Here is a 24412-nt window from a genome sequence, read left to right as displayed (position 1 = left end):
CCATCGAGCAGTGGCGCCGCCGCTCGGGGTTGTCCGCCTCAATGACGCTGCTGGGCGTCGTCGCGGTCGCCGCATCGCCGCGGCGGCCGCCGCGCATCGCCACCGAACGACTGCAACTGCTACGCGGCTGGGCCCCGCAGATCTGGCGCGTCGGCTGGGTCGACGCGCTACTCGCCGCCGACGACCCCCGCGACGTCGGTGCCCCTCCGGACATCGAGGCGCTGCGCACCGCGATCTGGCAGAGGGCACGAATGAACCTGGATGGGAAACGATGACCCTGATCGACTACATAGACCACGCTCAGCACTTCCTGGCTGGCATGGCACCCGAGCCGAGCAACCCTGCGCCGCCTGCCGTACCGGACCCGGGGGTCGGCGAGGCTCCCCCCGGCGTCGGTGACAAGGTGCTCACGCTCCTGAAGTGGGTGGCGAACCTGGCCATCGCCGCGTGCGTCGGTGGGGTGCTCTTCACGGCCGGGAAGATGGCGCTGGCGCACCGCCGGGGCGACGACACCAACGTCTCGGCGCTCGGGTGGGTGTTCGCCGCCTGCATTCTCATCGGAAGCGCAGCCTCGGTGGTCACCGCGCTCATCTAGGAGAAACGTCATGCCGCGCTCGTCTGCAACCCAGGACTTCGCCGACCGTCCGCCGTGGACGCGGCCCGGCTTCATCGCCTCCGCAGCGCTCGTGCTGATCGTCGTCATCGCCGGCGTGGTGGTGGCCATCGCCTCCGACGGCGATGACCGCAGCACCACCGGCACGCCGCCGCCAGCGACCCCCACCCAGAGCGACGCCACATCGCCGCAGGACCTGCCCACCGCCGTACCGACCACCGCGCCGGCCGGCGTGCGGTGGGAGCTGGTCGGATCCCTGCCCGTGCCGGTCAGCACCACCGCAGGTCCGAGCCGGGTCAACGGCACCACCGCCTCCGGCTTCACCCACACCCCCGACGGCGCGCTCATCGCCGCCGCCCAGGTCCTCATGAGGTCGTCTCTGGGCAGGGAATACTGGGAGCCGACGATCAAAGGGCAATTCGTGCCCAGCGAAGACCGTGACCGGCTGCTGGGCCAGATGAGCAGCGTGGACACCAGTGACGTTGACCCCGGCTCACTCAGCCAGATCGCCGGCTACCAGTACCAGTCCTACACCCCCGACACTGCAGTGATCGGGCTCGTTCTACGCGCGCCCTCGGCCGGTTCCCCGCAGTACCACATCCTGTCGCTGACCCTGCTCTGGCGCGACGGCGACTGGCGGATGCAGGCGCCCCCGGGAGGCTCCTGGATCTCGGTAAACCGCCGCACCAACGACCTCGCCGGGGTCGTCGAATGGGGGCCGCGGTAGTGCCCAGTTGCCCCCCAGTCCTCCCCACGTGCATCCCCGGCAAGATCCTGGAGAACACGGCCTCCCGGTTCCTCGACGAGCTGGCCGAGCAGTCGTCGCAGGCCGCCGCCGAGATGCTCAAGACGCTGGTCACCGGGTGGCTGTCCATCCCCACCCCGGTGGTGTCGCAGGCCGAGGGAGCGGTCCAACATCTGCGCGCGTACACCAACTGGGCTGTCGCGGCGATCGCCGTGGGCACGGTGCTGTTCGCCGCGCTCAAGATCGCGTGGCAACGCAACGGCCAGGAGGCCGGCACGCTCACCAAGAACCTGGTAACGCTGGTCGTGCTCGCCGGAGCCGGTGTGCCGGCCGTACAACTGCTCATCGAAATCGGTGACGCCTACGCCGACTGGATCCTCAGCGCCTCCGCGAACGGCGATCTCGGCAAGCGGCTCCTGCTGCTCGCTCCCGCCGCCGCGACCGGTGGAATGCCAGCGATCGTGGTGATCGGCATCTCGATCATGGTGTTCCTATCCTCGATGGTGCAACTGCTGTTGCTGCTGGCCCGCAACGCCGGCCTGGTCCTGCTCGCCGGGCTACTCCCGGCCGCCGCCGCCGTGGGCGGCTCGGTACGTAGCCGGTACATGACCTGGCTGCTCGCGCTGCTGCTCTACAAGCCGGCCGCCGCCACGATCTACGCCACGGTGTTCTGGCTCGGTCAGGGTCAAACCCTCACCGACGTGCTCACCGGCATGGTCATGTTCTGCATGGCCATCGTGGCGTTGCCCGCCCTGATGCGGCTCATCGCCCCGGCCGTGTCGGTGCTCACCTCCGGTGGCGGATCCAGTGGCGTCGCCCTCGCCGCGGCGTCAGGCGCCGGGCAGCTCGCGTCTGGGGCACTTCGTGTCAGCGGTGCCGGTGGAGCAAGCAGCACCACCGGCAGCCCGGGATCCCCCGGGGGCCCAGGCCGCCCAGGTGGCGCAGCACCGTCCGCACCGGCCGCCCGACCGTCCGGAGGCGGGGCGGGCACGGCAGGCTCCAGCGGCGGCGGGATGGCAGGGGCCGGCAGCGCAGCAGCGGGGGCTGGAGCCTCCAACGGCCCGGCCAGCGCCGGGGCTGGGGCTGCGGGGGCAGGAGCTGCCGCAGCTGGACCGGTCGGACTCGCGGCCGCTGCGGGCGTCGCTGCCACGAAGGCCGGGCCAGCGGCGGTCCGCAAGGTCGGCGGGACAGCGTCCGGAGCGACGAATGGTGAGGGCTCGTGAGCACCGGAGTGCAGGAGCGGACCAGCGATCAGCGGACCTACGGCAACTGGCGGCTCGGCCGCGGTGCCGGGCTGTTCGGGCTCGGGCCGGCCGGAACCATCGCCGCGTTCCTGGTCATGGTGCTCGCCGCAGCGATGCTGACGGTCTCGCCGCCGGCCGCGCTGATCACTGCCCTCACCGGCCTGCTTGTCCTCGCTCCCCTGGCGATCCGGATCAACGGGCGCACCGGCTTTCAGGTCATCACCGCCCATGTGGCGTGGTGGCTCGCCCGCTCCCGGCGCCACCACATCTACATCTCCGGCGTCGCCTCCCGAGTCACCGCCGCCCACCAACTGCCCGGCGTGCTGGCCCGATCCGAGGTGTACGAGGTCGAGACCGGCCGCTCCGGGCTCGTCGCCGTGGTCGCGGTCCCGCAAAGCCGGCACTACACCGTCACCCTGCGCTGCGCGCCCGAGGGCATGGACCTGGTCGACCAGGCCGTCATCGACGCCCGCGTCGGGCACCTGGCCTCGTGGCTGGCCGCGCTGTCGCGCGAGCCGCAGCTCGTGCAGGCGCAGGTCACCATCGAGACGACACCGGATCCGGGCACCCGGCTCGCCACTGAGGTCGCCGCGACGTCCCGGCCGGACGCGCCGGCGTTGGCCCTGCAGGTCCTCAACGAGGTGGTCGAGACGTCCCCCGCCGGATCCGCAACGGTCGACACCCGGGTGTCGCTGACCTACACCGCCCCACCAGGTAGGTCGATGTCCCACGAGGACGTCTGCCGGGAGGTCGCCACCCGGCTGCCGCACCTGCACTCCGGGCTGACCGGCGCCACCGGCGCCGGCATCACGCCGATGTCCGCCCGGGGACTCGCCGCGGTGGTACGCGCCGCCTACGACCCGGCCGCCGCCCTCGACCTCGCCCGCGCTCCCCAGCTCACCCCCGACTGGACCCAGGCCGGCCCGGTGGCCACCCGGGAGAGCTGGGACTCCTACCGGCACGACTCCGGGATCTCCCGCACCTGGTGCATGGTCGAAGCCCCACGCGGGGTGGTGTACTCCCGGCTGTTCAGCCGGCTGACCGACCCCGACCCGCAACTGCTGCGCAAACGCGTCACGATGATCTACCGGCCGTACGCCCCCGGTGAGGCAGCCCGGCTCGTCGAATCCGACAAGCGCGACGCGCGGTTCCTCGCCAGCAAGAAGCACCGCGCCAGCGCCCGCGACCTCACCGACCTGGCCGCCGCCGAACAGGCCGCCGAGGAAGAGGCCACCGGCGCCGGAGTCGTCCGGTTCACCGTGCTGGTCACCGCCACCGTCGCCGACGAGAAGCAGCTCGACGAGGCCACCGGCATCATCCGGGCCCGCACCGGAGAGGCCCGCCTGGTGATGCGCCCGATGTACGGGTGCCAGGCCGCCGGGTTCGCCGCCGGCCTGCCCGCCGGGGTGGTCCTGCCCACCCACGCCACCATTCCCTTCTAGGACGCCGGCATGACCAAGAGCACCCCCGATACCGCCGCCGCCCCGCCACGTCGACCAGCCGGCCGCCGACCCGGCCGGCTCGGCTACACCGGGCCGGGCGGCGGCGCCTGGTCGTACATCGAACCGCCGACGGAGTACCGGGGCACCACCGTGCAGGTCTGCGGCCTGTTCCCCTTCGGCACCGGCGCGTCGACGCCGATGATCGGCGTCCCGATCGGCCGGCACCTCTACACCGGATCCGCCGTCTGCTTCGACCCGATCTCCTGGTACACCCGCGCCCGTCTGATCAACAACCCGTCGGTGTGGATCGAGGGCGAACCCGGCATGGGCAAGAGCACGGCCGTGCGGCGGATGGTCCTCGGCCTCACCGCCCAAGGCGTCACCCCGCTGATCCTCGGCGACCTCAAACCCGACTACGCCGAACTGGTCCGCGCCCTCGGCGGCCAGGTCCTGCGCATCGGGCCGGGCCTGGACCGGATCAACCCCCTCGACGCCGGCCCCTGGCGCCAAGTCCTCGACCGGGTCGACGAGCGCACCGGCGCCGTCGTGCGCGCGGCCGTCACCGACCGGCGGCTGAACATGCTGGTCGCCCTGGCCACCCTGATCCGGCGCGGGCCCGTCAGCTCGGATGAGACCACCGTCCTCGCTGCTGCGCTGCGCTACCTCGCCGAACGCGAGACCGACACCCCGCCGGTGCTCTCCGACGTCCTGCGCATCCTGCGCGACGCCCCCGCCGACGTCCGCGCCGTCACCCTCTGGCAGGAAGAGCACGACCTGCCGAAGTTTCGGGAAGAGACCAACGGGTTGCACCGCACCCTGCTGGCGCTGCTGCACGGCCCGCTCGGCGACACCTTCGAGGGCCAGACCACCACCGCGATCCGCCTCGACACCCCCGCCGTCTGCGTGGACATCTCCAGCATCGACGACACCGACGAACTGCGCACCGCCGCGACCCTGCTGTCGACCTGGTCCTACGGCTTCGCCCAGGTCGAAGCCGCACACCTGATGGCCGACCTCGGCCTCGCGCCGCCGCGCACGTTCTTCACCGTGCTCGACGAGCTGTGGCGGGCGTTGCGCGTCGGGCACGGCCTGGTCGACCGCGCCGACGGCCTCACCCGCCTCAACCGGCAGAAGGGCACCGGCACCGCCTTCATCACCCACTCCCTGGCCGACCTGGAGGCGCTGCCCACCGCCCACGACCGGGCCAAAGCGAGGGGCTTCGCCGAACGCTCGGCGGTGCTGATGATCGGCCCCTGCTCGGAGCAGGAGCTGGACTCCGTCTCCCGGGTCCGGCCACTGTCGCAGGCCGAACGCCGTGAGGTGCTGTCCTGGTCGGCGCCACCGTCCTGGACGGCCGCCGAGGGCAGCGGGACCGTCGGCCGGGGAAACTTCCTGATCAAGGTCGGGTCGCGGCCAGGCATCCCGGTGCACCTGGAGCCCACCGAGACGGAGATGCGCCTGGGCAACACCGACTTCCGCTGGACGATGGCGTGAGCCGCCCTGTCGGGCCGCGCGGTGGCCACGACGACGCCGGCCTACTCGCTGGCGGCATCGCCGCCCTGGCCCTGGTCGCCGCCAGCGGGGTGTGGCTGCCCGTGGCGCTCACCCACCCGCCCGGGTACACCGGTGGCGGCCCGATCCGGGTGGCCGCCGCGGTGGTGCGCGGCGAGATCTCCTGGACCACCGCGTGCACGCTCGTCGTGGCCATCGAGGTCGCCGCCCTGGCGCTACTGACCACCGCGGCGGTGGCTGTCCGGCGCTGGGCTCGTCGACGACGCACCCGCGTCGACTCCGCTGCCCGGCGGATGGCCAACCGCGCCGACCTCGCCCACCTCAGCCCCAAGGGCGTCGCCGACAGCGGCCGGCGGCTGCGGCCCAGCCTCGCCGACGTCGACCGGCCCGACCCCGACCAGCTCGGCGTACTGATCGCCTACACCGTCGCCGGCGGGATGCCGCTGCGCCAGTCCTGGGAGGACATGGCCGTCGACATCTGGGGCCCCCGCACCGGCAAGACCACCAGCCGGGCCATCCCCGCGATCGCCGCCGCCCCCGGGCCCACGCTGGTCACCAGCGTCAAGGGCGACATCGTCGACGCCACCCGCGACCTGCGCGCCGCCCGAGGAACGGTGTGGGCGTTCGACCCGCAGCACATCCTCGGCCCCGACCAGGGCATGTGGTTCAACCCGCTCCGCTCGGTGGCCACCATCACCGACGCCCGCCGCCTCGGCGAGCACTTCGCCGCCGCCGAACGCGAACCCGGCGTCAGCCGCGACGCCTTCTTCGACCCCTCCAGCGAGGAACTGGTGGCCAACCTGCTGCTGGCCGCCGCCTGCTCCGGCCGAGACATCCTCGCCGCGTACCGGTGGGCGGTCAGCCCGCGTGACGACGAACCGGCGATGCTGCTGCGCGAGCACGGCTTCGCGCTGCCCGCCGACGCGGTCTCCGGCGTGGTCAACATGCCCGACAAAACCCGGGGCGGCATCTACGCCGGCGCCCAGAAGATGCTCATGTGCCTCACCGAGCCGGCCGTCACCGCCTGGGTGACCCCGCCGACCCGTGGCGGGGTCCTCGAGTTCGATCCGGCCGCGTTCGTGGTGAGCACCGACGTGCTGTACCTGCTCTCTCAGGGCGGGCCCGGCTCCCCCGCCCCGCTGGTCGCGGCCCTCACCGACGCCGTCCTGCGCGCCGGTGAGCTGCGCGCTCGCGCCTCAGCCGGCCGCCGCCTGGACCCGCCGCTGCTGAGCATCCTCGACGAGGCCGCGAACATCTGCCGCCTGCGGCAACTGCCCAATCTCTACTCGTACTACGGCTCCCACGGCCTGCCGATCATCACCATCCTGCAGTCCTACCCCCAGGGCGTCGACGTGTGGGGTCGCGAGGGTATGCGCAAGCTCTGGTCGGCGGCGAACGTCCGCACCTACGGCGGCGGCGTTGCCGACCCAGATTGGCTCGAAGAACTGTCGAAGCTGATCGGCGAGCACGACGTCACCACCCGGTCGACCAGCAGCAGCGGATCCGGGTGGGGCCAGCGGTCGGTATCGCACGCCACTCGCCGCCAGCGCATCCTCGACGTCTCCGACCTACACGCCCTGCCCCGAGGCCGGATGGTCGTCTACGCCTCCGGCGCCCCACCCGCGCTCGCCCGCACTGCCCCCTGGCAGGACGGGCCCTACGCGGCAGCGATCCGCGCGTCGATCGCTCACTGGGACCCCACCGGCTGCACCGACTGGACCCTCACCCCCAACGTCCCACCGGAGCCGACCTCATGACCACGCCCACCGCCGGGCCAGCCGCCGACGCCGTCGCCGACCTCACCGCGCTCCTTGGCCAGCTCGCCGGCGACCCGGGCGCGACCCCGCCGGTCGCCGAGGCACCTGCGGCGGAACCGGCCGGCGCGGAACCGGTCTACCGCAACGTGGAGGCGTTCGTCGGCGACTACCTCGTCCACGTCGTCGAGCGGCGCCTGGCCTCGGGGCCGAGCAGCGGGATCTACTGGTGTGCGCGGTGGTGGGCGCACCCCGAGGCGATCTCCCGCCTATACGCGCTTTGGCGGGCCTGGGAGACGCTGCGGGTCAGCGACCCGCAGACCGGGATGAGCGTCTGGTGGCGCGACCACCTCGACCCGCACCTCGCCGCGCTGGCCGCCGAGTACGGACCGTTCAGCCGGTGCGGACCGGACAAACACACCGAGCCCCGGCCGCTGCCGGTCGAGCCAGCGCCACCAGACGTGCTGGCCCAGCTTCCCGACGAAACCGGCGTCTGATTCCCCGGCATCAGCCCGGACGTGGTGCAGGTCAGGCAGGGGGCTTCTACCCTGCCTGTGACCCTCTCGGTGATCGCCCTCGCCCTCAGGAAGCGCGATCCGGAAGCAACTCCAGGCAGCACCAACGGGAGTTGGTGACGGAGATTTACGGCCGGCGGTACGGTCTGGGTTACCGGAGGGAATAAATCAACACACCATCGGGCGGTACTTGAACACAACCTCATCCGCCATAGTCTTGGGTGACGTAGTAAAGAGAACGGGCGGGAAGCTCTCGCTCCCCGCCCGCTCCCTCAGTAGGACGTCATCGGTGAGTTCTGGCGATCAACCACTCCACCGTCGACTGTCCCAGTACCGCGAGGGCCTTCGCCGCCACGGCAAGGCCCTCGCGCTGTTGGTAGGCCGCCACCAAGGCGACCAACTCCAGCGCGGGCCTCGCCTTCCGCCACACCCGCTCGGTACGCGAGGTGACCCGTGGAGGGTCCTGCCCCTGCTGCTCCGCCACCGTGCTTTCTCCCATCCGCCCCGAGGTTCGGAGCACCGCGGTATGGCTCCGAAACACAGGCCGGACGCGCGGGAGAAAACCACAGCAAGTCACAACAGCGGTACGAGATCGACGGTAACCGAGCGACCCGACATAGCGCCGACAAGAGCCGGCCGACACGCCGAGTCCAACCGGGACGTTCGGAGAAATTCTCGGGCCCCGCTGGCATTCGGTGCTGCCGTGGGTAGCCCCTGATTCCGTGGCATCGCTCGCCGGTCAGGTCGCCGCCAGCGGGGGGTAGTAGGTCGTCGACGGGCATCGACGACACGCCCATCGGTGGTGACCGCGGTGCGTAGTCGGCGGCGGGCAGGGGCAAGGCGTCCACCCCACCATCACCTCACCCGGCCCCAGGGGGTGCCGCTCAGCTCCGGAGCAGCGCGCGGGGGCGGGCGCGACGAACTGGCGCTTGCCGGACCTGTCGACCCGCACCTGATGGGCCAGCGCGTCGCAGCGTGGACAGGCAGGAACGACGCCACCGGTGAGCGGACGGATACGCCCGTGCGTGAGGCAGGTCCACTCCCCCGCCCGCAACGTCGGCGTCAGCCGCCCCCAGTCCACGATCACAGTCGGAAGGTACAGCGGCCTCGCCGTGGCCTGCGCGTCACTCGAAGATGCGCTCGACGACGGCGGCCTGTTCCATGGCGCCCGCCCGGAAGTAGCGGGCGGTGGTGTCCAGGGAGGCGTGCCCCAGCAGCGCCTGGACGTGCGCGGAGTCCGCGCCACCTTGGCGTAGTCGGGTGGCGTAGGTGTGTCGCAGGCGGTGTGGGCGCAGGCCGGGCAGGCCGGCGGCGTCGCCGACGGTGAGCACCACCTGGGTGATGCCGGAGGTGGTCAGTCGGCCGCGTTGCCCGGTCCACAGGGGTCCCGCCTCGGTGCCGCGATGGCGCAGCCAGGCGCTGAGTCGTTCGCGTGCTGGTGCGGGGACCGGCACCTGGCGGACTTCGTCGCCCTTGCCGTGCAGGCGGATGGTGCCGGTGCGGGCGGTGAGGGCGAGGTCGTCGACGTCGAGGCGGGCGCACTCTTCCGCTCGGGCGCCGGTGTAGAGCAGCACGGCGACGATGGCGGCGTCGCGGGCGCCGCGGCGGTCGGCGGCCCGCTCGACCGCGCCTTGCTCCTTGGGAGTGAGGGCGTCGGGTTCGCCGGGGCGGGGCACGCGGACCCGCTTGACCTTGAGCCGGAGTCCGGCGCCGATCTCGTAGAGCAGGTCGACGGCGGCCAGGGCCTGGTTCACGGTGGACGGGCCGGCCTTGGTGGTAATGAGGTGCCGCCGCCAGGCGGTGACGGCGGCTTCGGCGCCGACCTGGTCGACGAAGGCGTCCGGGTGCTCGCCGGCGTGCTCGCCGAGCCAGGCGGCGTACGCGCGGGTGCGGGCCCGGTACGCCTTGGTCGTGTTGGCGGCCAGGGCGCACCGGTCGAGGTGGCGGTTCAGCGCCGCGAGGGCCCCGTCGACGGCGGCGGTCGGGTCGGCGGGGCGTAGCGCGATGACGTTCGCGGTCGCGGTCCGGGCCACGGTGGTCCACCGTCCTTCTTATCCACTGAGTGCCGGCCGGACTTTCAGCCAGGGCTAAACGACGTTATCCGCTGAGAGGGTACCGCTACTCAGTGGATAAGGCAGCTTATCCACTGAGGGGACAGGAGGCCGGGCAGTACGGTCAGGGACGCTTGTGTACTGCCCGCCGGATCTGCATGAACGCGTCGGGGCCCAACCGCCCCCGTAGTTGCAACAGCCAGCCCTGGGCTTCTTCTGGTGAAACACCCTCCAGCAGCCGGGCAAGCCGTTCTTCGCCCAAGGCTTGATGCACTCGGGCGGCGTTCTGCCGCAGGTGCGGCAGGATCGGCCGAATCCTGGCGGGGTGTCGGTCGTCCACGATCGCGGCGAAGGCCGTCCCCGGAATGTTGTTGAGCCAAGCCGCTGCCTGTTCAGGTTTGACTGCAGTCACCACTCGCCCTGCCAACGTCGGGGGCGCGACGGCGAGCCATCTCGGGGCGGTCGCCGCCTCTCTGCTGAAGAAGGCAACCGCGTCGTCGATCGGCATGTTCGCCAGGAATTGGACGGCCTTGTCGGGTGCTACTCCGCTCTGGGAGAGCACGGTGATCCAATCCGACATCTCGGCGAAGATCACTGGTGCGGCCTCGGCGGGCAGCTGCGAGAGGATTCCGGTGCGGGGATCGTGCTTGATCCGCAGCAGCAGCTCGGCGGCGGCCGGCGGCGGCATGCTGGTTAGCGCTGCGGCTGCAGTGATCCGTTGCATCTCGCCGAGGATGTCGCCGGCGACCTTGTCGTCCATCTCGGTCAGCACTTCGACAGCTCGGACGGCGGTCACCGCGTCGAGTCGGCGAGCGGCGTCCGACGCGGGCATGTCGACTAGCTGTCCGACCACGTCCTCGACGGGTAGAGCTTCGATTAGAGCGGCACCCCGCTGCACGTTGACCACTCTGATCCGGGTACTTCCTGCCGCTGCGGACTTCGGTGCAGCGGGTTGTGTTACCAAGGTGACCGGGCGGTCGAGCAGCCCCTGCTTGTGCAGTTCCGCGCGGCGCCACGCATCCTGCCACGGCCCGGTGTTTTCTTCACCGAGGGCCTGCAGGAGCGCCATCAGCGCAGACATCCGCGGTAGGCCACGCTTGCCGCTGAGTACGTCGTGGGCGGTGGACCGCGGCAGCGACTTGAACGCGTGCTGGTCAGCACGCTCGGCGATGTCCCGCACCGATGGTCTGCCGCAATAGATCCGCAGCACTCGCAATTCCCGGGCCAGGTCGGCTACCGTCATGACGGAGGCTGGGTTCGGCGCTTCGACTCCGGGCGCTTCACTCACGGTAGAGCCCTCTCCACTTCATCCGAACCGGTCCGACGGTGTCCGACGCCGTCCGAGGGTGTCCGACGGCCATGCACCGTCCGACAGTTTAGGCAGTTCAACCGCATCGATCCGGGCCAGTCCGTGGCTCTTTCCGCTCGGTCGTCTGGCGATCTTTCCTTTGAGGTGCGGTTCGCGTTGTTGCGGCCGCCGGCAAACGCCGCGACAGCGACCGGAAGTGACGACGATGGACCTGCTCGACCCCGACCTACTCCTGCGTGATCTGCTGCACGGGGCTATCCGCGCAGTGACGACCGCGCTGATCACTCGACTGCTCACCGATCGGAGGCACGCCACCCTGGACTGCGCGACCACCGACGGTGGCACGGGCGGGAGGGTCGGGCGAGCGACCGCCCGGCCCCAGCCGGACGGCGATGCCCGAAAGCCACCAGCACGGTGATATAGACAGTGTCAGTCGCCTATCGAGCGGAATCTGTCACAGGCGGCCTGACCTGCGCTGTGAGCGGGATCGGGGTTGCCGTTCGGGTCCGAAGCAAACGGCAACCCCTGACAGCCCGACCGGCGGGCAACGCAACCACCAGATTCGCGACGCACAGTGTCTACCACCGCACGTAGCGCATCGGGCATCATGCATGCCCATGAGACTTCTGGACTCACTGCGAAAGCGCCGTGCCGTCAAGAACTTCGAACTCAAGTGGTGGGTCAACCACGCCGCGCTGATGGAGACCGCCGCGGGGCTCTCCGTCGCGGTGATGTTGTGCCACGACGACACCTGGCAGTTCGTCGAGCGGCACGCCTCCGGCCGTGATCACTGGAGGTCTCCGGACCCGGTGAAGGTGCCGGATCGGCAGGATCCGGTGGTGGAGGTGCGGCTGTCCGGGCCTCAGCTGGTCATGGTCATTGAAGCGCTGGCCGACCTCGCCGGCATCCCGTACCAGCGCAACCACCACTCGTTTGAGTCTCGGGCCATCGCCAGGAGGCTGTACACCGAGATCCGCGACGTCCTCACGCAGTACGACGCGGGTGGCCCTGGCGTCGCCATCCCGGCCATCGTCCTTGATGACCAGATCGGCACCGCCACCAGCGGCGGTGGGCGATGACCGCACAGGATGAGGAGCGGCCTCGATTCGGCTACGGCCGGGGCGGGCGGCCGTTGGGGTCGTCGCGGGACCGGGACGCGGAGGCGCTGCGGCGGGTGCTGCGCCGGGCAGGTCTGCGCGACTTCGACGAGCGGCACCTGGACGGCTTCGCGGTCGAGGGCGCCAACAGCAGTCTGGACGGGCCGGAACCGTTCAGCGTCGCCTACTGCGGCACCGCCGGGGTGCCGGAGGCGATGACCCGCTACCGGGCTGTCCTGCAGCAGGCCGGCTACCAGGTCGACGCGGATCCGCTCGACGAGCATGTGCTGCTGGTGCCACGACAGCCCGACCGGGCGGCGGTGTCGTCGGATCGCGGGCTGATGGCGGCCGCCGTGCTCTGCGCGGTGCTGGCCACGGTGGCGCTGCTGGCCTCCTGGATCGGGTCGGGAGCGGTGCGCCTGGCCGGTGGGGTCGGCTCGGCCGTGTTCGGTGTGCTGGCGGTGTTCCTGGCCGGCCTGTGGTACCGGCGCCGCGCGCACCTGGAGTGAGGCAGCCTCGCCAGGTGCGGTGTTTCCGCGGCCTACTTCAGGGTCGGGCCGCACTCTCGGGCTGGCGCTCACTCATGGGCCCCAGTCTCCGCGCGCCCGCGCGTGGGCGGTTCTCGAAACCCGGCCCGCATTGGAATCTCGGCCTCGAAGTTTCCGAATCCGTACGCGCAGCGGCGCCGGGAACCAACCGGTCCGGCGGCAGCACCGCCGAGAAGGGGCCCCTGCCCCCTGGGTTCTCACGCGCGTTTTTGGTCCGCGAACGTTCACGCCCACCCGGCACGCCGCCGCCATAGATGCTGCCGGCGCTGCCACGATGCCCGGGTGACGACCCTGCGAACCCTCACGGCTACATCGGCGGCTGGGTGCTCTACGCGACCCGGTGCGGGCACCCGCTCGCCTACGGCGACACCGAGCTCGACTGCCGGCTCATCTGGCACGACTTGGACCACGGGCCGATGACCGGGCCGTCGGTCGACACCGCGACGCACTCAGACGCCCGTCTGGCCACACAGGCCGACGTGGACGCGTTGCGTCGCGGTGACTCCTGCGAGCTGTGCAGCCTCGCCACCACGCCCTCTGCGGCCCGCTGACCCGATCGCCGCCCCACGCCGCAGTGGTGAGGTTTTCCGGGGTGAAGGTGAGGATGCCAGGCCGGCACGGCGGGCACACCGTCCGTGTGCCCGCGCGCGTTTTGTGGTTTGCACGTGCGAACCGGTCGGATCCCGGGGCGTGATTCCGTGGAATGGGGACCGCGCTGCCGGTCAGAGCCTGAGGGCCGCCAGGGCCTGGTGGGTGCCGACGGGATCGAGGGCGCGCAGGGTCACCGGCACGTCGAGCACGACCAGGTACGCGCGTGTGGAGTCGCCTCGGCCCGGGGCGATCAGGCCGCTCACCGCATGCTCGGCCTCGCCGTCGTCGGCGCGGGTGTCCGGCGCGCCCAGCAATCTTGCGGCGACCTCGGCCGGGAACGGCCCGCCCTGCCATTCGATCTCCCACGTGCGCCCACCGTTGCCGGGCCACCAGTCGAGGTGGGTGGCACCGTTGAGCGCCTGGGTCTCGCGTAGGGCGGACATGACCCGTCCCAGCACCTCGTAGTACCGCGCCGGGTTGTCCACCAGGTGGTTCTGATCCGTCATGGCCTGCTCAACGAGCCGGGCCGGCGTCAGGTCAGCCCCTGACCCCGGTGATCCGAGCGGTGACCGTCCGGATCAGTCGATGATCCGTACGGTCACCGACGCGCTTCCCCCGTAGCCCGGGGAGAGTTTCCGGCGCCTGGGCGTGGGGTCGATGGTCAGCCGTCGCCCAAAAACCGCAGGTCGTACGGCAAGTGTCGAAACTCGTCAGCGTGAGACGAGGCCTCAGCGCGGGGTTGACCCGTCCTGGCTAGCAGAGATTTGGCCCGCCCCTCTGCCCGGCCCCGACACCACCCCGGAGGGTCAGGGCACGATCACATAGCTCTCGTGGTGCTTCAACCTCGCGGACTGCCTACTGGTGACCCGCTCCCACCGGTGGCGGTAGACCCACAGCCCGAGGTGTGGAAGCCGGTCGCGCACGAACAGGTAGATGCGCAGGTAGTCCTCCGGGCCGAACAGCGCGATCGCCGGGGCCAGTTTCGTTTGACCCGCGTAGCCCAGGACCTGACGGATGGCGGTGCGCCATTGCCTGGCGGGCTCGACCTCGAACACCGTCGTGGTGGTGGCCACGTCCGCTCTCCCCACGGGCAGGACCACCTCGGGGACCCCGTTGACCTGTCGGGCGAGAGCGGCGATGTACGGCCCCTCCCCGGTCGTAGGCATGCTCTGCGGCCACCGGCCGTAGAGCACACGGCCATCGGGCAGTCGTAGCGGATTCCTCGGTGGCGCCACGCCGCCTCCATCGTGCTGCCCGGCTTCGCTGGGACCACCATCAGTGGCCGGCCCCGACCCTACCCGGCACCCTTCCTGAACCACCGCAAGCGTTGTTCCCGCTGGTGATCGCCGGTTCGCGGGCGCACCGGTGCCCTGGTGACGGCAACGGGCACCGTCAGTGTGATGCACCACCCGTCAGCGCGCTGGTCGCGTAGCCGGCCGCCGCCGGGCAGGGCCTCGGCGATCGCTATGAGAGAGTCGCCGCGGGCCTTCTCAGCGCGGGCGAGCCACCGGGCGCGGATCCACAGGCCGGCCAGCCCGATGAGGTTGACGATGACCGCCGCGGCGATCCACCCCCAGCTGATGTCTTCCACTGCACCTCGCTCTGCTCCGGCCGGCGCCCGTCGCGCCGCTCTGCCTCTTAGAGGGCGCCGAGCGGCCATGCGTGAACCGCGGATCGCGGAAATTTTCCGGCGGTTGCAGCCGGCCGCTGCCCTACGGCGTCCTAGCGGGGTTTGCGGCAACGTTCAGACGAGGGCTGCCCTCGCTCAGCGCCCGACACGAACGCACGATGGTTAAGGCCTGCCGGCGGCCATGGTCGCACCCCCGACCACCCCATCCATCAGGTTCCGGCCGCAGAGGCTCTGCCGGCGCGGCCCGCACGATCACGCTGCGGTGTCTCATTTGGTGGGCCGAGCCAGCGGGGCGTCCGCGGGTATGGACGCCTCGTCCAGCGTCGTGGACGACGGTGTTGAGGCTGGTGTCGGCGGGGTTGAGCTGGGCGATCCTTCTTGGCGGCACTGAGGGTGTAAGGGCGCACAACCAGTGCGCTGATGACCGCCGTTACGCGTCGAACCCTGATCGGATACTGCACTCTGTCACCGCCGTCTCGCATCATGTATAGATGGCGGGGTGCCCCGCGCTGATCAGGCGGCCAACCGACTCGCGCGGAGCACCCTGACCGACCAGACAGTCAGCACTGATCGGCACCGGCAACTCTCCTCGGCGTCCTTAATGTCGGGAAAGAGGATCCGGCAGACTCCCGACAACATCGCCGTTGCCGGGCCACCTCTCGTGCCTCGAGGACGACCCGCATGAGTACCGCCGCCCGCCGCCCGCCGCCTCGCAACACCCGCCCGTACGCCGTCGACGAAGCCACGATCCGGCGCCGGTGCGCTAACCCGGACGCCGCGGAGTACACCCTCTACGTACGCAGTCTCATCGATGACTACCTGGGGATCGGCGGGCAGTCGACGATCATCCGCAACGCCCGCAAGCGCCGTTTGGACTTCCCTGGCCTGAACCGGCAGAAGTTGTCCGAGCAGCTCAGCCGCTACCGTCTCGGCCCGACGTGGGAGATGACCGAGCTGATTATCGGCTGCCTGCCGGACAGCTGCGACACCGCCAGCATCCGGGCACTCGCGGCGGGATGGTACGAGTGCGCCCGCGGTCACCGACCCCTCGGCTACAACGGTCCCGTCAGCCGGCCGCCGGGCAAGCCAGGCCAGCGCAACGTGCCCGAGAGCGAGCCCGCCGTGCCAGTCCTGCAGCGCAAGCTCGCCCGCCTGCAGGACCGTCTCCGAGACGAGACCACCCGCTACATCGAGAACCTGCGGGCCTCGCAGAACAGCCTCAACTACGAGCTGCATCGCGCCAACCAGCTCGAAGCACAGTTCCACCAGACCCGAGATGAGCTGCTCAGGGCCAAGACCATCGCCGCGGAGGTCGCCACGCTGCGCGAGGACTACGCCCGCCAATGCGCCTGTCTGGAGTTCATCGCAGCGCCCACGCTGCGCGGCAAGCCAATCATCGACCTGCCGGAGCCACCCGTCGCCCGGCGCCGGATCCACTTCGGCCTCTTGGTGGCCTCAATCGACAGCCAGGCGCCGCCCGCGCGGCGCGCGTTGGCACGCTACCTGTGCGCGTACGCCGAAATCGCCGGGGTGTCCCCCACAGAGTTGGCCAGCCGGGCGGACATCGCCGTGACCGTGACCATGGACATCCTCGCCGGCCGCCTGGTCCCCACCGCCGCCCACGCCACCCGCCTGGCCACCGTGCTGGACTGCGTGGCGGAAACCCTGCGGTACCTCAGCACCGCCGCCAGCAACGCCACCGCCCTCGACGAGTGCTTCTGGAGCATCGCCGGAACCGTCGACCCGGCGGCCCTTCCGGCCCGGTTGCCCGGCCCTGACGAGCCTGTCGGGTCGGACCCCGACAACCGTCCCATGCACTCGCACAACAACCCGACATCACCGCGCAGCCCGATCGCCGAACGACTTCGGCAACTCGCCGTCATCTATCGAGACGGTCTGATCAGCGACAGCGAGTACGCGGAGCAACGCGAACGCATCCTCGGCGAGTTGTAGCTCAGGCCACTCCGGCCCGTCTCGCGTGGTCGCACGTCTTGTGGGTTCGCGGACCTCTACCTCATGCCCTCAGGCCGGATCGCGAGAAATGTGGCCGTGGCAGACGACGCCCGCCTCGGCCAGCACTTCGGTGGCCCACTGGCACGCCTCCTCGGTGTCCGCGGCGGCCAGGCCGTCGTGATCGGCGTGGGGGCCTGTCGTCGGCCAACAGCAGCCGGGCGTCGTCGACCGTGTCGTGCAGCAGCCGGTACTCCCCCACCAGGGCCTGGTGGCGGAGGGCGCCAGCAGATACTGCTGCCTCTGGCTGAACGACGCGGCAAGATCAGTTCAGCAGTGCGCCGATGGCGCTGAGGATGGCCCCTCCGTCATCAAGGTTGCCCAGCAGCGCCCCGGCAAGGAGCCAGCACACCGAGCGGGGAACGGTCAGGTGGACACGCATCAGCGGATCTTGCTCCGCTTGGTTCTTTGTCATGAATCAAGCCTGGCAGCGCCAGGAGGCGTGTCTTCCGCGCCACAACGGGTTTCACCAGCAACGGACAGCTGCTGAACGAAGATTTACAGCTTTCGTCGACATGCGAACGCGCTACATCTCTTCTAGAACGCCCTCGGTGAAGAGCCACTCGGTGTAGGTCGTGGCCACGGCCAAGCCGGCGTCGAGAAACTCGAGCAGGAAGGCGTCGTTAACACCGGCTGAGACCGGAAGCTGCATCTCGCCGTACAGGGGAAGTCTCCCGTTAGGCGTGGGATCGGCGATGTACGCCTTGAGGAATCTGCGGGTGTGATTCCACTCGTTGACGACTACCTGCGTCGCTTCGCGCAGTGCAAGGCGAGCAGTCGCGTTGGGGCGCATGCGAACGACGAGGATTGACTCATCAGGCCCCTCAAGACTGATCTGCACGACATGCCGCTTCCAGACGGCAAGCAGGTTTCCTGCATCGTCGCTGACGTGCTGCACCTCAAGTTTGTTGAGAATCTCGACGAGCCGGGACGAGGTGACCCGCGCACTGGACTCAGTCACGACGAGTGGCGGGTCGGGACGATACGTTCCTTGCCCGGGAGCAGCAGGGCCGCTGAAGTTGCTCAGAAGATCCCAAGGTGAGGGGGATTCCGCATCCCGTGCGGCGATCCACCTGCGGAGGAACTCATCGCGGTCTCCTTTGAGATGCTCCACGATGAGGTCCAACGTCTGCCACCGGGGCAGCCGTGGCCCCCGTAGAGCGGTATAGACAGTTGTATGGCTCATCGCTACTGCCCGGCCGATCTCGCGAACACTAGGTTCACCAGCGCTTCGGTGCAGGCGAAACAACTCCCGAAACAGCTCGATCCTGGGGCTGTCGCTGGTACCCGACTGTTCAGTCTCAGACACTGCAGAATTCCTGACCTCGTTGCTCAACAACCATCATCTCTGCCTCGCCGAGAGGCTACCGCTGGGAGTCAGGCGAAGACGCCCTCCACAATGACGCCCTCTTGGGGCCGACACCGACGTGCAAATGGCAGGCAGGGGGCCAGGGAGGACCTACCCATCGGCGTATGGACGGGGGTCGAGTTGGTGGCGCCTCGGCGCCGTTGGTGCGGACATAGGCTGGGCAGGCGGACGTCGACGCCGACCTGGGGCAGATCTGGTGATGCCGGAGGCGGCGAGTCGGTCGCAACACTCCATCCGCAGTGGCCGCGCCGCATCGCAACGGCCCGGCCGGGCATGCGGCGCACACGCTAGATCGGGGCACATTCGGGGGCCACCGTGGGCGTGGCGCTTCGAACGCCCCCTGCTCATGCGAACGCAGTTAACCGCGGTTAATCAGCGACACCACCTGTACCGGGCTACTGAGCAGGGCAGGTCGGCCCTAGCATGACGGGCGTCCGAAGTACCGCGGCCACAACCGGCCCGGGAAGCACACGGAATGGAGCCCGCATGACTCAGGTGCATGTCATCGCCAACCAAAAGGGCGGCGTCGGTAAGACGACGCTCGCTGTGAACCTCGGGGCGGTGACCTACGACGTCTTGGTCAATCCCGAGCCGATCCTGCAGAAGACCGCTGAGGCCATCGGCGATCCGGAGAGCCCCGTCATGGTTGCCTCAACCGACCCGCAGGCTTCTTCGGTGTGGTGGTCCCGACGGGTGGAACGGCAGGGTGGTCTGCCGTTCGACTTCGCTCAGGTCGAAGATCCTCGCGATCTCCGGAAGCTGCGGAACTTGCACTACGAGCACATCTTCGTGGACACCCCGGGCTCGCTCGAGGACGAGCGGATCCTTCAGGCCGCGCTCGACGAGTGCGACGACGTCCTGGTGCCGATGGTGCCGGAGCCCCTTTGCTACGACCCGACCGCTCGGACGATCGAGTCCGTCATCGCGCCACGCGGAATTCCGTACCGGGTGGTCGTCAACAGTTGGGATCCGCGCGACGGACTGCCCGATCTCCAGCAGACCGCGCAGTTCATCCAGCGCAAGGGCTGGCCGATGTGCAACACGGTTGTCAGGCGGTACAAGCTGCACTCCCGCGCCTCTGCAGAGGGCCTGGTAGTCACGCAGTACCCCAAAAACCGGACCGCGATGGAAGCTCGCGAGGACTTCTTCCGGCTGGCTCTGGAGATGGGCTACGGCGGGGCTGCGGCGATCCCAAGCCAGTCTGGCGCGCCGAACCTGCAGGAGGTCTGACGTGGCGGGCAGGCGAGTCAACCTTTCAGACCTCGCGGACGAGGCGGTGCTTCCCGAGGCCCGGGTGCCCGCCTTCGTCGAGTCGGCGCCGCGTACCGCTCGCGTCCATCAGGTCGCCGCGAATCCGCTCAACACTCGGGACTTGGCATCTGATCGCGCCAAGATCGAGAGCATCGCGGAGTCCATGCGGACGCACGGGCAACTCCAGCCGTGTGCCGTAGTAGCGCGAGAGGCGTTCCTGCGGATCTACCCCGAACACGCCACGGCGATCGGTAGCGCCATCTGGGTTCAGGTCACCGGCGGCCGGCGTCGCGCGGCGGCGCTGATGGCGGAACAGCCGAACCTCGACATCGTGGTCAAGAACGGCTTGGCCGACAGCAGGGAGGCGTGGGTCAGCGCCACCGCCGCCGAGAACCTCGATCGCGAGAACCTGGACCCCATCGAAGAGGCCCGGGCCGTACAGCTACTAGCGCAGGAGTGCGGAACTGCCAAGGCGGCAGCCGCTCTGCTCTCTCGCACTCCCCCCTGGGTTACGCAACGACTCAACCTGCTGAAGTTGGCACCGGAGGTTCAGTCGATGCTCAGGGCTGGTGAGGTGCCGTTGCGGGATGTGCGAGATCTCCATCAGCTACCGCCCGAGAAGCAGCTCGATGAGTTGCGGCAGCGGCAGCGGCCCACCACTGAGCCCGAGTTAACCGCGGTTAACGAGCCTGACGTTGGGGGTGATGCCCCGCGTAGCGCGCCTTCGCGAAGGTCTTCTGCCGCATCTGCCATCCGACGCCTCGGTGGCACTCCTGACAAGATCGCCGAGTCGCTGCGAGCAGAACTGGAGCCAGACGCCCTGCGGGCCCTGGCTGAGCTCCTGCTGCGTGGACCAGCGGCAGACTCCGATGCATAAAACGTGAACCAACCCACAAGCGCGGCGGCACCCTGAGGCCTCAGGGTGCCGCCGCGCGCATTCAGGAGACCGAGGAAAGCAGCCAAACCTCTCTTCTGAACATCCGGTTAGGCGGAGATCAGCGCCGGGCCGCGCGGCCTCCGGCCAGTGACGCCGCCGACCATCAGTGCCAGCACGTGTTGGGGCGCGACCACGCGCTGGGCGGCGGGTCAGCGACGCTCCGGCATGATGCCTGATCCGGGCTGGGCAACGTCGGGCCAATCGCCTTCGGCGGCAGCCGCGAGGGCGCTGGTTGCGGCATGGTCGCTGCGGGCAGCGGCCCGGCGGTGAGGCTGCACGGCGGGCTCGTCCGCCCCCGAGCAGCGGGGGCAGGGCATGACCTGGTCGTGGTCGTCGACCTCGACTCGGCGGTGCCGGTCGCAGCGTCCGCACCAGGACGCGCGGTCGGCCCGCCGAGTCTCGGCGTCGGTGGCCACGGCCCTGCGGCGGTGAACGACGTGCCGAACTGCCGGGTTCGGTGGCGCATCGGGGCCGGTGAGGACGTCCTCGATGATGGCCTTGAGGTAGGCGACCGGATCGCGCGGCGCGGACAGCAGAGGCCGGGGACGATGCTGGCTGGCCCATGTGGTCAGCACCTCGGCGTTCCACTCGCGGCTGAGCGCGGCACCCAGGGTGGCAGCCACACGTGGCAGGGGAGCGTGGGCCAGCCAACGCCAGTGGCCTCGTAGGGCCCGTGCCAGGTCGTACGCCCACTCTGCCCACTCAGGACGCGGACGAGACAGCCGTGGGCGCTTAGACACCGTCTGGACCGGCCTAGGACGCCCTACAGGATGTGACCTGGTAACACCAAAATTTCGCCCGCTCGTTATGGGTGAGCGCGAAGCGCCAATCTTCCTCCGGCTTTGCCGGTCTGCCACGACGTGAGAGTGAGCGATCGGCGGTGGAATCAGCAGACCCCGAGACAAGCTGGAGTAAACACTCATAGCTTGAGACACCGTGTGGGGGGTGCGGAAATTCTCGGCCTGGTCACGGGCGTGATCGCGGGTGGCGGTCACCGCTTGGCGCATCTGGTGGCGGCGCAGGCGCTCGTGGTGGTCGACCCAGCCGCCGGCGCGGGCGTCCAGCTCGTCGACGCGGTCCTGCGCCTCGGTGAGCAGCGTGCGGGCGTGGTCGAGCAGCTCGGCCAGGATGGTCAGCGCGGCTGGCACGTGCGCCGTCTGGGCGGCGGTGTCGCCTCGGTGGAGCGGGGTGATGTCGAAGACGGCCCGAGCCTGGGCACGGCCGGTGGCGCACCGCTCGGCGTAGCTGAGGCGGCGGCCCTGTTCGACGCGGGTGTGCCAGCCCAGGGCCTCGGCGCGGCGCCAGGCGTCCGTCACGGGGCGGGTGGAGTCGCAGCCGGCGAGCAGGGCGGTCTCGGCGCGGCCGGGCATGGCACGCCGGCCGGAGCGGCGGTCCGCGTCGACGGCCAGCACGGCGCCCACCCGGCCCAGCGCGGAGCGTCGGCCCCGGCGGCTAGCGCGGCTGGCGGCGTCGCGGGCGAGAAGGTCGGCCAGCATCCACACCGGCCGGCCCCAGCTGTCGCCGGCGTCGAACGCGCTCAGCGTCTCCATCAGGCGCTGGATCCACGCGGTCAGCTCGTCGACCCGCTCGCGGGCGTTCGCCGTCTCGGCGAGCTGCGCGAAGTGCTCGTCGACGGCGGCGGCCTCCAGCGCCTGCGCGTGGGCGTGATCGGCGCGGGCCTGCTTCAGGTAGGAGTACCCACACAGCCAGCAGGTCGGCACTGGCTCAGGCTCACCGCAGGCCGTGCAACCGGCCCCGACGACGTCCTGGACGTCGTCGAGGCGATCGCGCAGGGCGGCGATCAGGCGGTGCCGCTGGGCGGCGTCTCGCCGATCGGTGCGGCCCCGCCAGCAGGGCATGCACAGCGGATCCGACCCCGCCCCGTCGCGCGGGAGGCCCTGCTTGTCCCGGCCCGCAGCGGCACAGGACACACACGACACCTGAACACCGGTCGGGTAGACCGGCCGGCGGCGGGCCCCGGGCGGGGCCACCAGGCGGGCCTGCCCGGCGGTGGTGGTCTCGATCAGCAGGCGCTGATCGATCAGGTGCGCCCGGCAGTGGTGCTGTCCGGGTACGACGAGTACGGCCGTCCCGGTGGCGTAGCAGTCGGGGCAGTACCCGAGCGCCGCCACACGATCCGAGTCCAACGCCCGGGAAGATGCCGTGATCATCGCGGCACCGTTGTGGACCCAACAGACTTACGTCCTGGGCCAAGATCCGCCGCGGTCCGTTGGCAGCGCAATCGGCCCCGCGAAGACTCTGTGTGATGGTGCACCCAGCGTGGGGTTACGAATCCACCCCAGGTGGGACGCGAAATGGGGGAGGCTGGGCGCAGGCAGGTATCGCTGCGACACGCGGTAACCGTGTCGAGAGACAAAGATGCACCCAGCCCGGAGGTGGGTGCTATGGTGTCCTCCGAGCTTGTTGAGAGCCTCAGACCCTTCCCGCGGCCAAACGATCGGGGTCTGGGGCTCTGTTTTTTTATGGAGTTAGTGGTTGAGCGCTGGTGCTCCCTCAAGATCAATTCAGACGCGTGACCCGAGGATCTTACGGTGACTCTCGCCGCAGCAGGCGCCTCAACACGCTCCGAAACCACCAGACGCGCTATGTCCTGTGTGGACCACCGCTCAAAATCGGTACATACCCCTATGAGTCGGGCTGCCTTGCGAGGTAAAGGGATTCGACTACATGTAGTCGAATAGGCGGCCCGACGATTCGGGCCGCCTACCCGCGCGTAGTGAATGATCATTCGGGTAGATGGATGGTGTCGAAGTGAACGGCGCCGCCGTCGCCATCGTGGGCGTACAACTCGCCGTAGCGGTCGTCGGGACCGTCGACCGCAGCGAGAAGACGTTGTGCCTGACGGCTCGCCGCCTCGGGGTCGCTGGCGGTGAAGTAGCTGACGGCCTGAGGGCTGTCGGGTTCGGGGTCGGTGACGATGTCGAGCCGGTATTCGTCGGTGGCGCCGAGGACATCGGTGGCGAACTGTGGGCGGGTCATCGCGTTCACCGCCCCCAGATCGCCAGGGCCGCGGTGACGGCCGCGCCGACGTACCCGGCAAGCAGCAGCGGCACCGCGCGAGCGATCGCGACGTACTTGGCGCGTACGGCGCGGGAGAGCCACCACAGCTCGCGGGCGCGGGTCAGCGGCGTCATCTGCGCGACCTGCTCGGCGTCGCCGCCGGCGATGCGGGCGAGCACGTCGTGGGCAGTGTCGGCGTCGGCGTAGGCGACGAACCCGAAGTCACCACCCAGGCGGGGCCGGGTGGCCAGCAGGAGCAGCACTACGGCGGCCAGCACCACCGCAGCGGTGCCCGCACCGGCCGCGAGGGCGGTCGGGTTGAGGTGGCCGCCGGCACCGGCGCCACCGAGCACGGCCAGGCCGGCGCCGAGCAGCACCCCGGCCATCTGCAGGTAGCCGCTGGCCTTGGGGTCGATGCGGGCCAGCTCGGCGCGGACGGTGGCGACCTCGGTGTCCAGGGCGGCGGTGACGGTGCCTCGCCCGCAGGCGGAGGCGTGCGCGCCGGCGCGGGCGAGGATCTCCAGCTGACTGAAGTCGCTGTCGGTGTGACCGCAGCCGGCGCACCGGGAGGTGCTGTCGGCCAGGGTGGTGGATATCTGCACGAGCACGGCGTGCGCGCCGGCGGTGGGGATTTGGAAGTGGCGCCGCTGGCTGCGGGGGTTGTGGTCGCTGGCGTAGGCCGCGCCGAGGTAGGTCGGATCGCCGGGATCGGGCACGATGAGGTGCTCCTTCCGTTCGTTGTGGATGGGCAGGAGTGGCGGGCGGCCCCGTGC

At 70.1% G+C, this 24412-nt stretch carries 24 protein-coding genes and 1 pseudogene; 14 read left to right on the top strand and 11 right to left on the bottom strand.

The window, feature by feature from the left end; genetic code table 11:
• From ACZ6N8_RS30300 to ACZ6N8_RS30265, 8 genes and pseudogenes are all read left to right on the top strand, one after another.
• Nucleotides 1-275: pseudogene (locus ACZ6N8_RS30300) on the top strand (hypothetical protein); the annotation flags it as partial.
• Entirely contained in the window at nucleotides 272-595 is a 324-nt protein-coding gene (locus tag ACZ6N8_RS30295; RefSeq protein WP_244295426.1) for a hypothetical protein, read from the top strand. The pseudogene ACZ6N8_RS30300 and the gene ACZ6N8_RS30295, both read left to right, overlap by 4 nt.
• A 10-nt stretch (nucleotides 596-605) precedes the next feature.
• On the top strand, nucleotides 606-1340 hold the full coding sequence (locus ACZ6N8_RS30290; RefSeq protein ID WP_466014360.1) for a DUF8175 domain-containg protein: 735 nt from the start codon (nucleotides 606-608) through the stop codon (nucleotides 1338-1340).
• Nucleotides 1325-2581: a hypothetical protein gene (locus ACZ6N8_RS30285; RefSeq protein WP_466014358.1), complete on the top strand. Its 1257-nt coding sequence runs from the start codon at nucleotides 1325-1327 to the stop codon at nucleotides 2579-2581. The genes ACZ6N8_RS30290 and ACZ6N8_RS30285 overlap by 16 nt, the downstream gene beginning before the upstream one ends.
• Nucleotides 2578-4044: an SCO6880 family protein gene (locus ACZ6N8_RS30280; RefSeq protein WP_466014356.1), complete on the top strand. Its 1467-nt coding sequence runs from the start codon at nucleotides 2578-2580 to the stop codon at nucleotides 4042-4044. The genes ACZ6N8_RS30285 and ACZ6N8_RS30280 overlap by 4 nt, the downstream gene beginning before the upstream one ends.
• A gap of 9 nt (nucleotides 4045-4053) precedes the next feature.
• A complete protein-coding gene (locus tag ACZ6N8_RS30275; RefSeq protein WP_466014355.1) occupies nucleotides 4054-5538 on the top strand; it encodes an ATP/GTP-binding protein in 1485 nt (494 codons plus the stop codon).
• A complete protein-coding gene (locus ACZ6N8_RS30270; RefSeq protein WP_466014353.1) occupies nucleotides 5535-7313 on the top strand; it encodes a type IV secretory system conjugative DNA transfer family protein in 1779 nt (592 codons plus the stop codon). The genes ACZ6N8_RS30275 and ACZ6N8_RS30270 overlap by 4 nt, the downstream gene beginning before the upstream one ends.
• Nucleotides 7310-7807, top strand: a complete 498-nt coding sequence (locus tag ACZ6N8_RS30265) for a DUF4913 domain-containing protein (RefSeq protein ID WP_466014352.1) — start codon at nucleotides 7310-7312, stop codon at nucleotides 7805-7807. The genes ACZ6N8_RS30270 and ACZ6N8_RS30265 overlap by 4 nt, the downstream gene beginning before the upstream one ends.
• Before the next feature lie 301 nt (nucleotides 7808-8108).
• On the opposite strand, the gene ACZ6N8_RS30260 is transcribed toward ACZ6N8_RS30265, so the two are convergent.
• The 3 genes from ACZ6N8_RS30260 to ACZ6N8_RS30250 form a co-directional block, all read right to left on the bottom strand.
• Nucleotides 8109-8324: a hypothetical protein gene (locus tag ACZ6N8_RS30260; RefSeq protein ID WP_466014350.1), complete on the bottom strand. Its 216-nt coding sequence runs from the start codon at nucleotides 8322-8324 to the stop codon at nucleotides 8109-8111.
• Nucleotides 8325-8949: 625 nt separating this feature from the next.
• Nucleotides 8950-9858, bottom strand: a complete 909-nt coding sequence (locus tag ACZ6N8_RS30255) for a tyrosine-type recombinase/integrase (protein ID WP_466014348.1) — start codon at nucleotides 9856-9858, stop codon at nucleotides 8950-8952.
• 142 nt (nucleotides 9859-10000) lie between these two features.
• A complete protein-coding gene (locus ACZ6N8_RS30250) occupies nucleotides 10001-11119 on the bottom strand; it encodes a helix-turn-helix domain-containing protein (protein WP_466014346.1) in 1119 nt (372 codons plus the stop codon).
• A 683-nt stretch (nucleotides 11120-11802) separates the two neighbouring features.
• Between ACZ6N8_RS30250 and ACZ6N8_RS30245 the strand changes: the two genes are divergently transcribed.
• The 3 genes from ACZ6N8_RS30245 to ACZ6N8_RS30235 all read left to right on the top strand — a co-directional run bounded on the left by ACZ6N8_RS30245 (nucleotide 11803) and on the right by ACZ6N8_RS30235 (nucleotide 13381).
• Nucleotides 11803-12264 carry a hypothetical protein gene (locus ACZ6N8_RS30245; protein ID WP_466014344.1) on the top strand — a complete coding sequence of 154 codons (462 nt, stop codon included), beginning with the start codon at nucleotides 11803-11805 and terminating at the stop codon, nucleotides 12262-12264.
• Complete coding sequence (locus ACZ6N8_RS30240) at nucleotides 12261-12791, top strand: hypothetical protein (RefSeq protein WP_466014342.1); 531 nt, start codon at nucleotides 12261-12263, stop codon at nucleotides 12789-12791. Before ACZ6N8_RS30245 ends, ACZ6N8_RS30240 begins: the two co-directional genes overlap by 4 nt.
• 362 nt (nucleotides 12792-13153) lie before the next feature.
• Nucleotides 13154-13381, top strand: coding sequence for a hypothetical protein (locus tag ACZ6N8_RS30235; RefSeq protein WP_466014340.1), 228 nt, complete (start codon nucleotides 13154-13156; stop codon nucleotides 13379-13381).
• A 171-nt stretch (nucleotides 13382-13552) separates the two neighbouring features.
• On the opposite strand, the gene ACZ6N8_RS30230 is transcribed toward ACZ6N8_RS30235, so the two are convergent.
• The 3 genes from ACZ6N8_RS30230 to ACZ6N8_RS30220 all read right to left on the bottom strand — a co-directional run bounded on the left by ACZ6N8_RS30230 (nucleotide 13553) and on the right by ACZ6N8_RS30220 (nucleotide 15012).
• Entirely contained in the window at nucleotides 13553-13927 is a 375-nt protein-coding gene (locus ACZ6N8_RS30230; RefSeq protein ID WP_466014338.1) for a hypothetical protein, read from the bottom strand.
• A 300-nt stretch (nucleotides 13928-14227) separates the two neighbouring features.
• Nucleotides 14228-14656, bottom strand: coding sequence for a hypothetical protein (locus ACZ6N8_RS30225; protein ID WP_466014336.1), 429 nt, complete (start codon nucleotides 14654-14656; stop codon nucleotides 14228-14230).
• Nucleotides 14657-14715: 59 nt separating this feature from the next.
• Nucleotides 14716-15012, bottom strand: a complete 297-nt coding sequence (locus ACZ6N8_RS30220; protein WP_466014334.1) for a hypothetical protein — start codon at nucleotides 15010-15012, stop codon at nucleotides 14716-14718.
• A 720-nt stretch (nucleotides 15013-15732) separates the two neighbouring features.
• Between ACZ6N8_RS30220 and ACZ6N8_RS30215 the strand changes: the two genes are divergently transcribed.
• Nucleotides 15733-17004 carry a hypothetical protein gene (locus tag ACZ6N8_RS30215; protein WP_466014332.1) on the top strand — a complete coding sequence of 424 codons (1272 nt, stop codon included), beginning with the start codon at nucleotides 15733-15735 and terminating at the stop codon, nucleotides 17002-17004.
• Between the two features lie 322 nt (nucleotides 17005-17326).
• Here ACZ6N8_RS30215 and ACZ6N8_RS30210 read toward each other — a convergent pair whose 3' ends face one another.
• Nucleotides 17327-17476 (bottom strand): hypothetical protein, encoded by a 150-nt coding sequence (locus ACZ6N8_RS30210; RefSeq protein ID WP_167517418.1) that lies wholly within the window; start codon nucleotides 17474-17476, stop codon nucleotides 17327-17329.
• 111 nt (nucleotides 17477-17587) lie between these two features.
• Entirely contained in the window at nucleotides 17588-18187 is a 600-nt protein-coding gene (locus ACZ6N8_RS30205) for a type III secretion system chaperone family protein (RefSeq protein ID WP_244295434.1), read from the bottom strand.
• A 729-nt stretch (nucleotides 18188-18916) separates the two neighbouring features.
• Between ACZ6N8_RS30205 and ACZ6N8_RS30200 the strand changes: the two genes are divergently transcribed.
• Nucleotides 18917-19660, top strand: coding sequence for a ParA family protein (locus tag ACZ6N8_RS30200; protein ID WP_112583584.1), 744 nt, complete (start codon nucleotides 18917-18919; stop codon nucleotides 19658-19660).
• 1 nt (nucleotide 19661) lies between these two features.
• On the top strand, nucleotides 19662-20558 hold the full coding sequence (locus tag ACZ6N8_RS30195; protein WP_466014329.1) for a ParB/RepB/Spo0J family partition protein: 897 nt from the start codon (nucleotides 19662-19664) through the stop codon (nucleotides 20556-20558).
• 209 nt (nucleotides 20559-20767) lie between these two features.
• On the opposite strand, the gene ACZ6N8_RS30190 is transcribed toward ACZ6N8_RS30195, so the two are convergent.
• From ACZ6N8_RS30190 to ACZ6N8_RS30180, 3 genes are all read right to left on the bottom strand, one after another.
• The gene (locus ACZ6N8_RS30190) at nucleotides 20768-22789 is read right to left on the bottom strand and encodes a hypothetical protein (protein WP_466014327.1); all 2022 of its coding nucleotides are present in this window, start codon (nucleotides 22787-22789) and stop codon (nucleotides 20768-20770) included.
• 574 nt (nucleotides 22790-23363) lie between these two features.
• Nucleotides 23364-23618 carry a hypothetical protein gene (locus tag ACZ6N8_RS30185; protein ID WP_466014364.1) on the bottom strand — a complete coding sequence of 85 codons (255 nt, stop codon included), beginning with the start codon at nucleotides 23616-23618 and terminating at the stop codon, nucleotides 23364-23366.
• A gap of 5 nt (nucleotides 23619-23623) precedes the next feature.
• Nucleotides 23624-24355: a Pycsar system effector family protein gene (locus tag ACZ6N8_RS30180; RefSeq protein WP_466014325.1), complete on the bottom strand. Its 732-nt coding sequence runs from the start codon at nucleotides 24353-24355 to the stop codon at nucleotides 23624-23626.
• Nucleotides 24356-24412: the final 57 nt, after the last annotated feature.

The organism is Micromonospora sp. NPDC047521, from assembly GCF_055587305.1.
The sequence above is the reverse complement of the archived record's forward strand: the minus strand, read 5'-3'. Positions and strand labels throughout refer to the sequence as shown.

Coding starts and splice junctions, on each gene's coding strand:
- ACZ6N8_RS30210 (WP_167517418.1), bottom strand. CDS start 17,476: ATGACAAAGAACCAAGCGGAGCAAGATCCGCTGATGCGTGTCCACCTG.
- ACZ6N8_RS30265 (WP_466014352.1), top strand. CDS start 7,310: ATGACCACGCCCACCGCCGGGCCAGCCGCCGACGCCGTCGCCGACCTC.
- ACZ6N8_RS30190 (WP_466014327.1), bottom strand. CDS start 22,789: ATGATCACGGCATCTTCCCGGGCGTTGGACTCGGATCGTGTGGCGGCG.
- ACZ6N8_RS30200 (WP_112583584.1), top strand. CDS start 18,917: ATGACTCAGGTGCATGTCATCGCCAACCAAAAGGGCGGCGTCGGTAAG.
- ACZ6N8_RS30275 (WP_466014355.1), top strand. CDS start 4,054: ATGACCAAGAGCACCCCCGATACCGCCGCCGCCCCGCCACGTCGACCA.
- ACZ6N8_RS30185 (WP_466014364.1), bottom strand. CDS start 23,618: ATGACCCGCCCACAGTTCGCCACCGATGTCCTCGGCGCCACCGACGAA.
- ACZ6N8_RS30285 (WP_466014358.1), top strand. CDS start 1,325: ATGGGGGCCGCGGTAGTGCCCAGTTGCCCCCCAGTCCTCCCCACGTGC.
- ACZ6N8_RS30215 (WP_466014332.1), top strand. CDS start 15,733: ATGAGTACCGCCGCCCGCCGCCCGCCGCCTCGCAACACCCGCCCGTAC.
- ACZ6N8_RS30245 (WP_466014344.1), top strand. CDS start 11,803: ATGAGACTTCTGGACTCACTGCGAAAGCGCCGTGCCGTCAAGAACTTC.
- ACZ6N8_RS30240 (WP_466014342.1), top strand. CDS start 12,261: ATGACCGCACAGGATGAGGAGCGGCCTCGATTCGGCTACGGCCGGGGC.
- ACZ6N8_RS30295 (WP_244295426.1), top strand. CDS start 272: ATGACCCTGATCGACTACATAGACCACGCTCAGCACTTCCTGGCTGGC.
- ACZ6N8_RS30230 (WP_466014338.1), bottom strand. CDS start 13,927: ATGACGGATCAGAACCACCTGGTGGACAACCCGGCGCGGTACTACGAG.
- ACZ6N8_RS30260 (WP_466014350.1), bottom strand. CDS start 8,324: ATGGGAGAAAGCACGGTGGCGGAGCAGCAGGGGCAGGACCCTCCACGG.
- ACZ6N8_RS30290 (WP_466014360.1), top strand. CDS start 606: ATGCCGCGCTCGTCTGCAACCCAGGACTTCGCCGACCGTCCGCCGTGG.
- ACZ6N8_RS30250 (WP_466014346.1), bottom strand. CDS start 11,119: ATGACGGTAGCCGACCTGGCCCGGGAATTGCGAGTGCTGCGGATCTAT.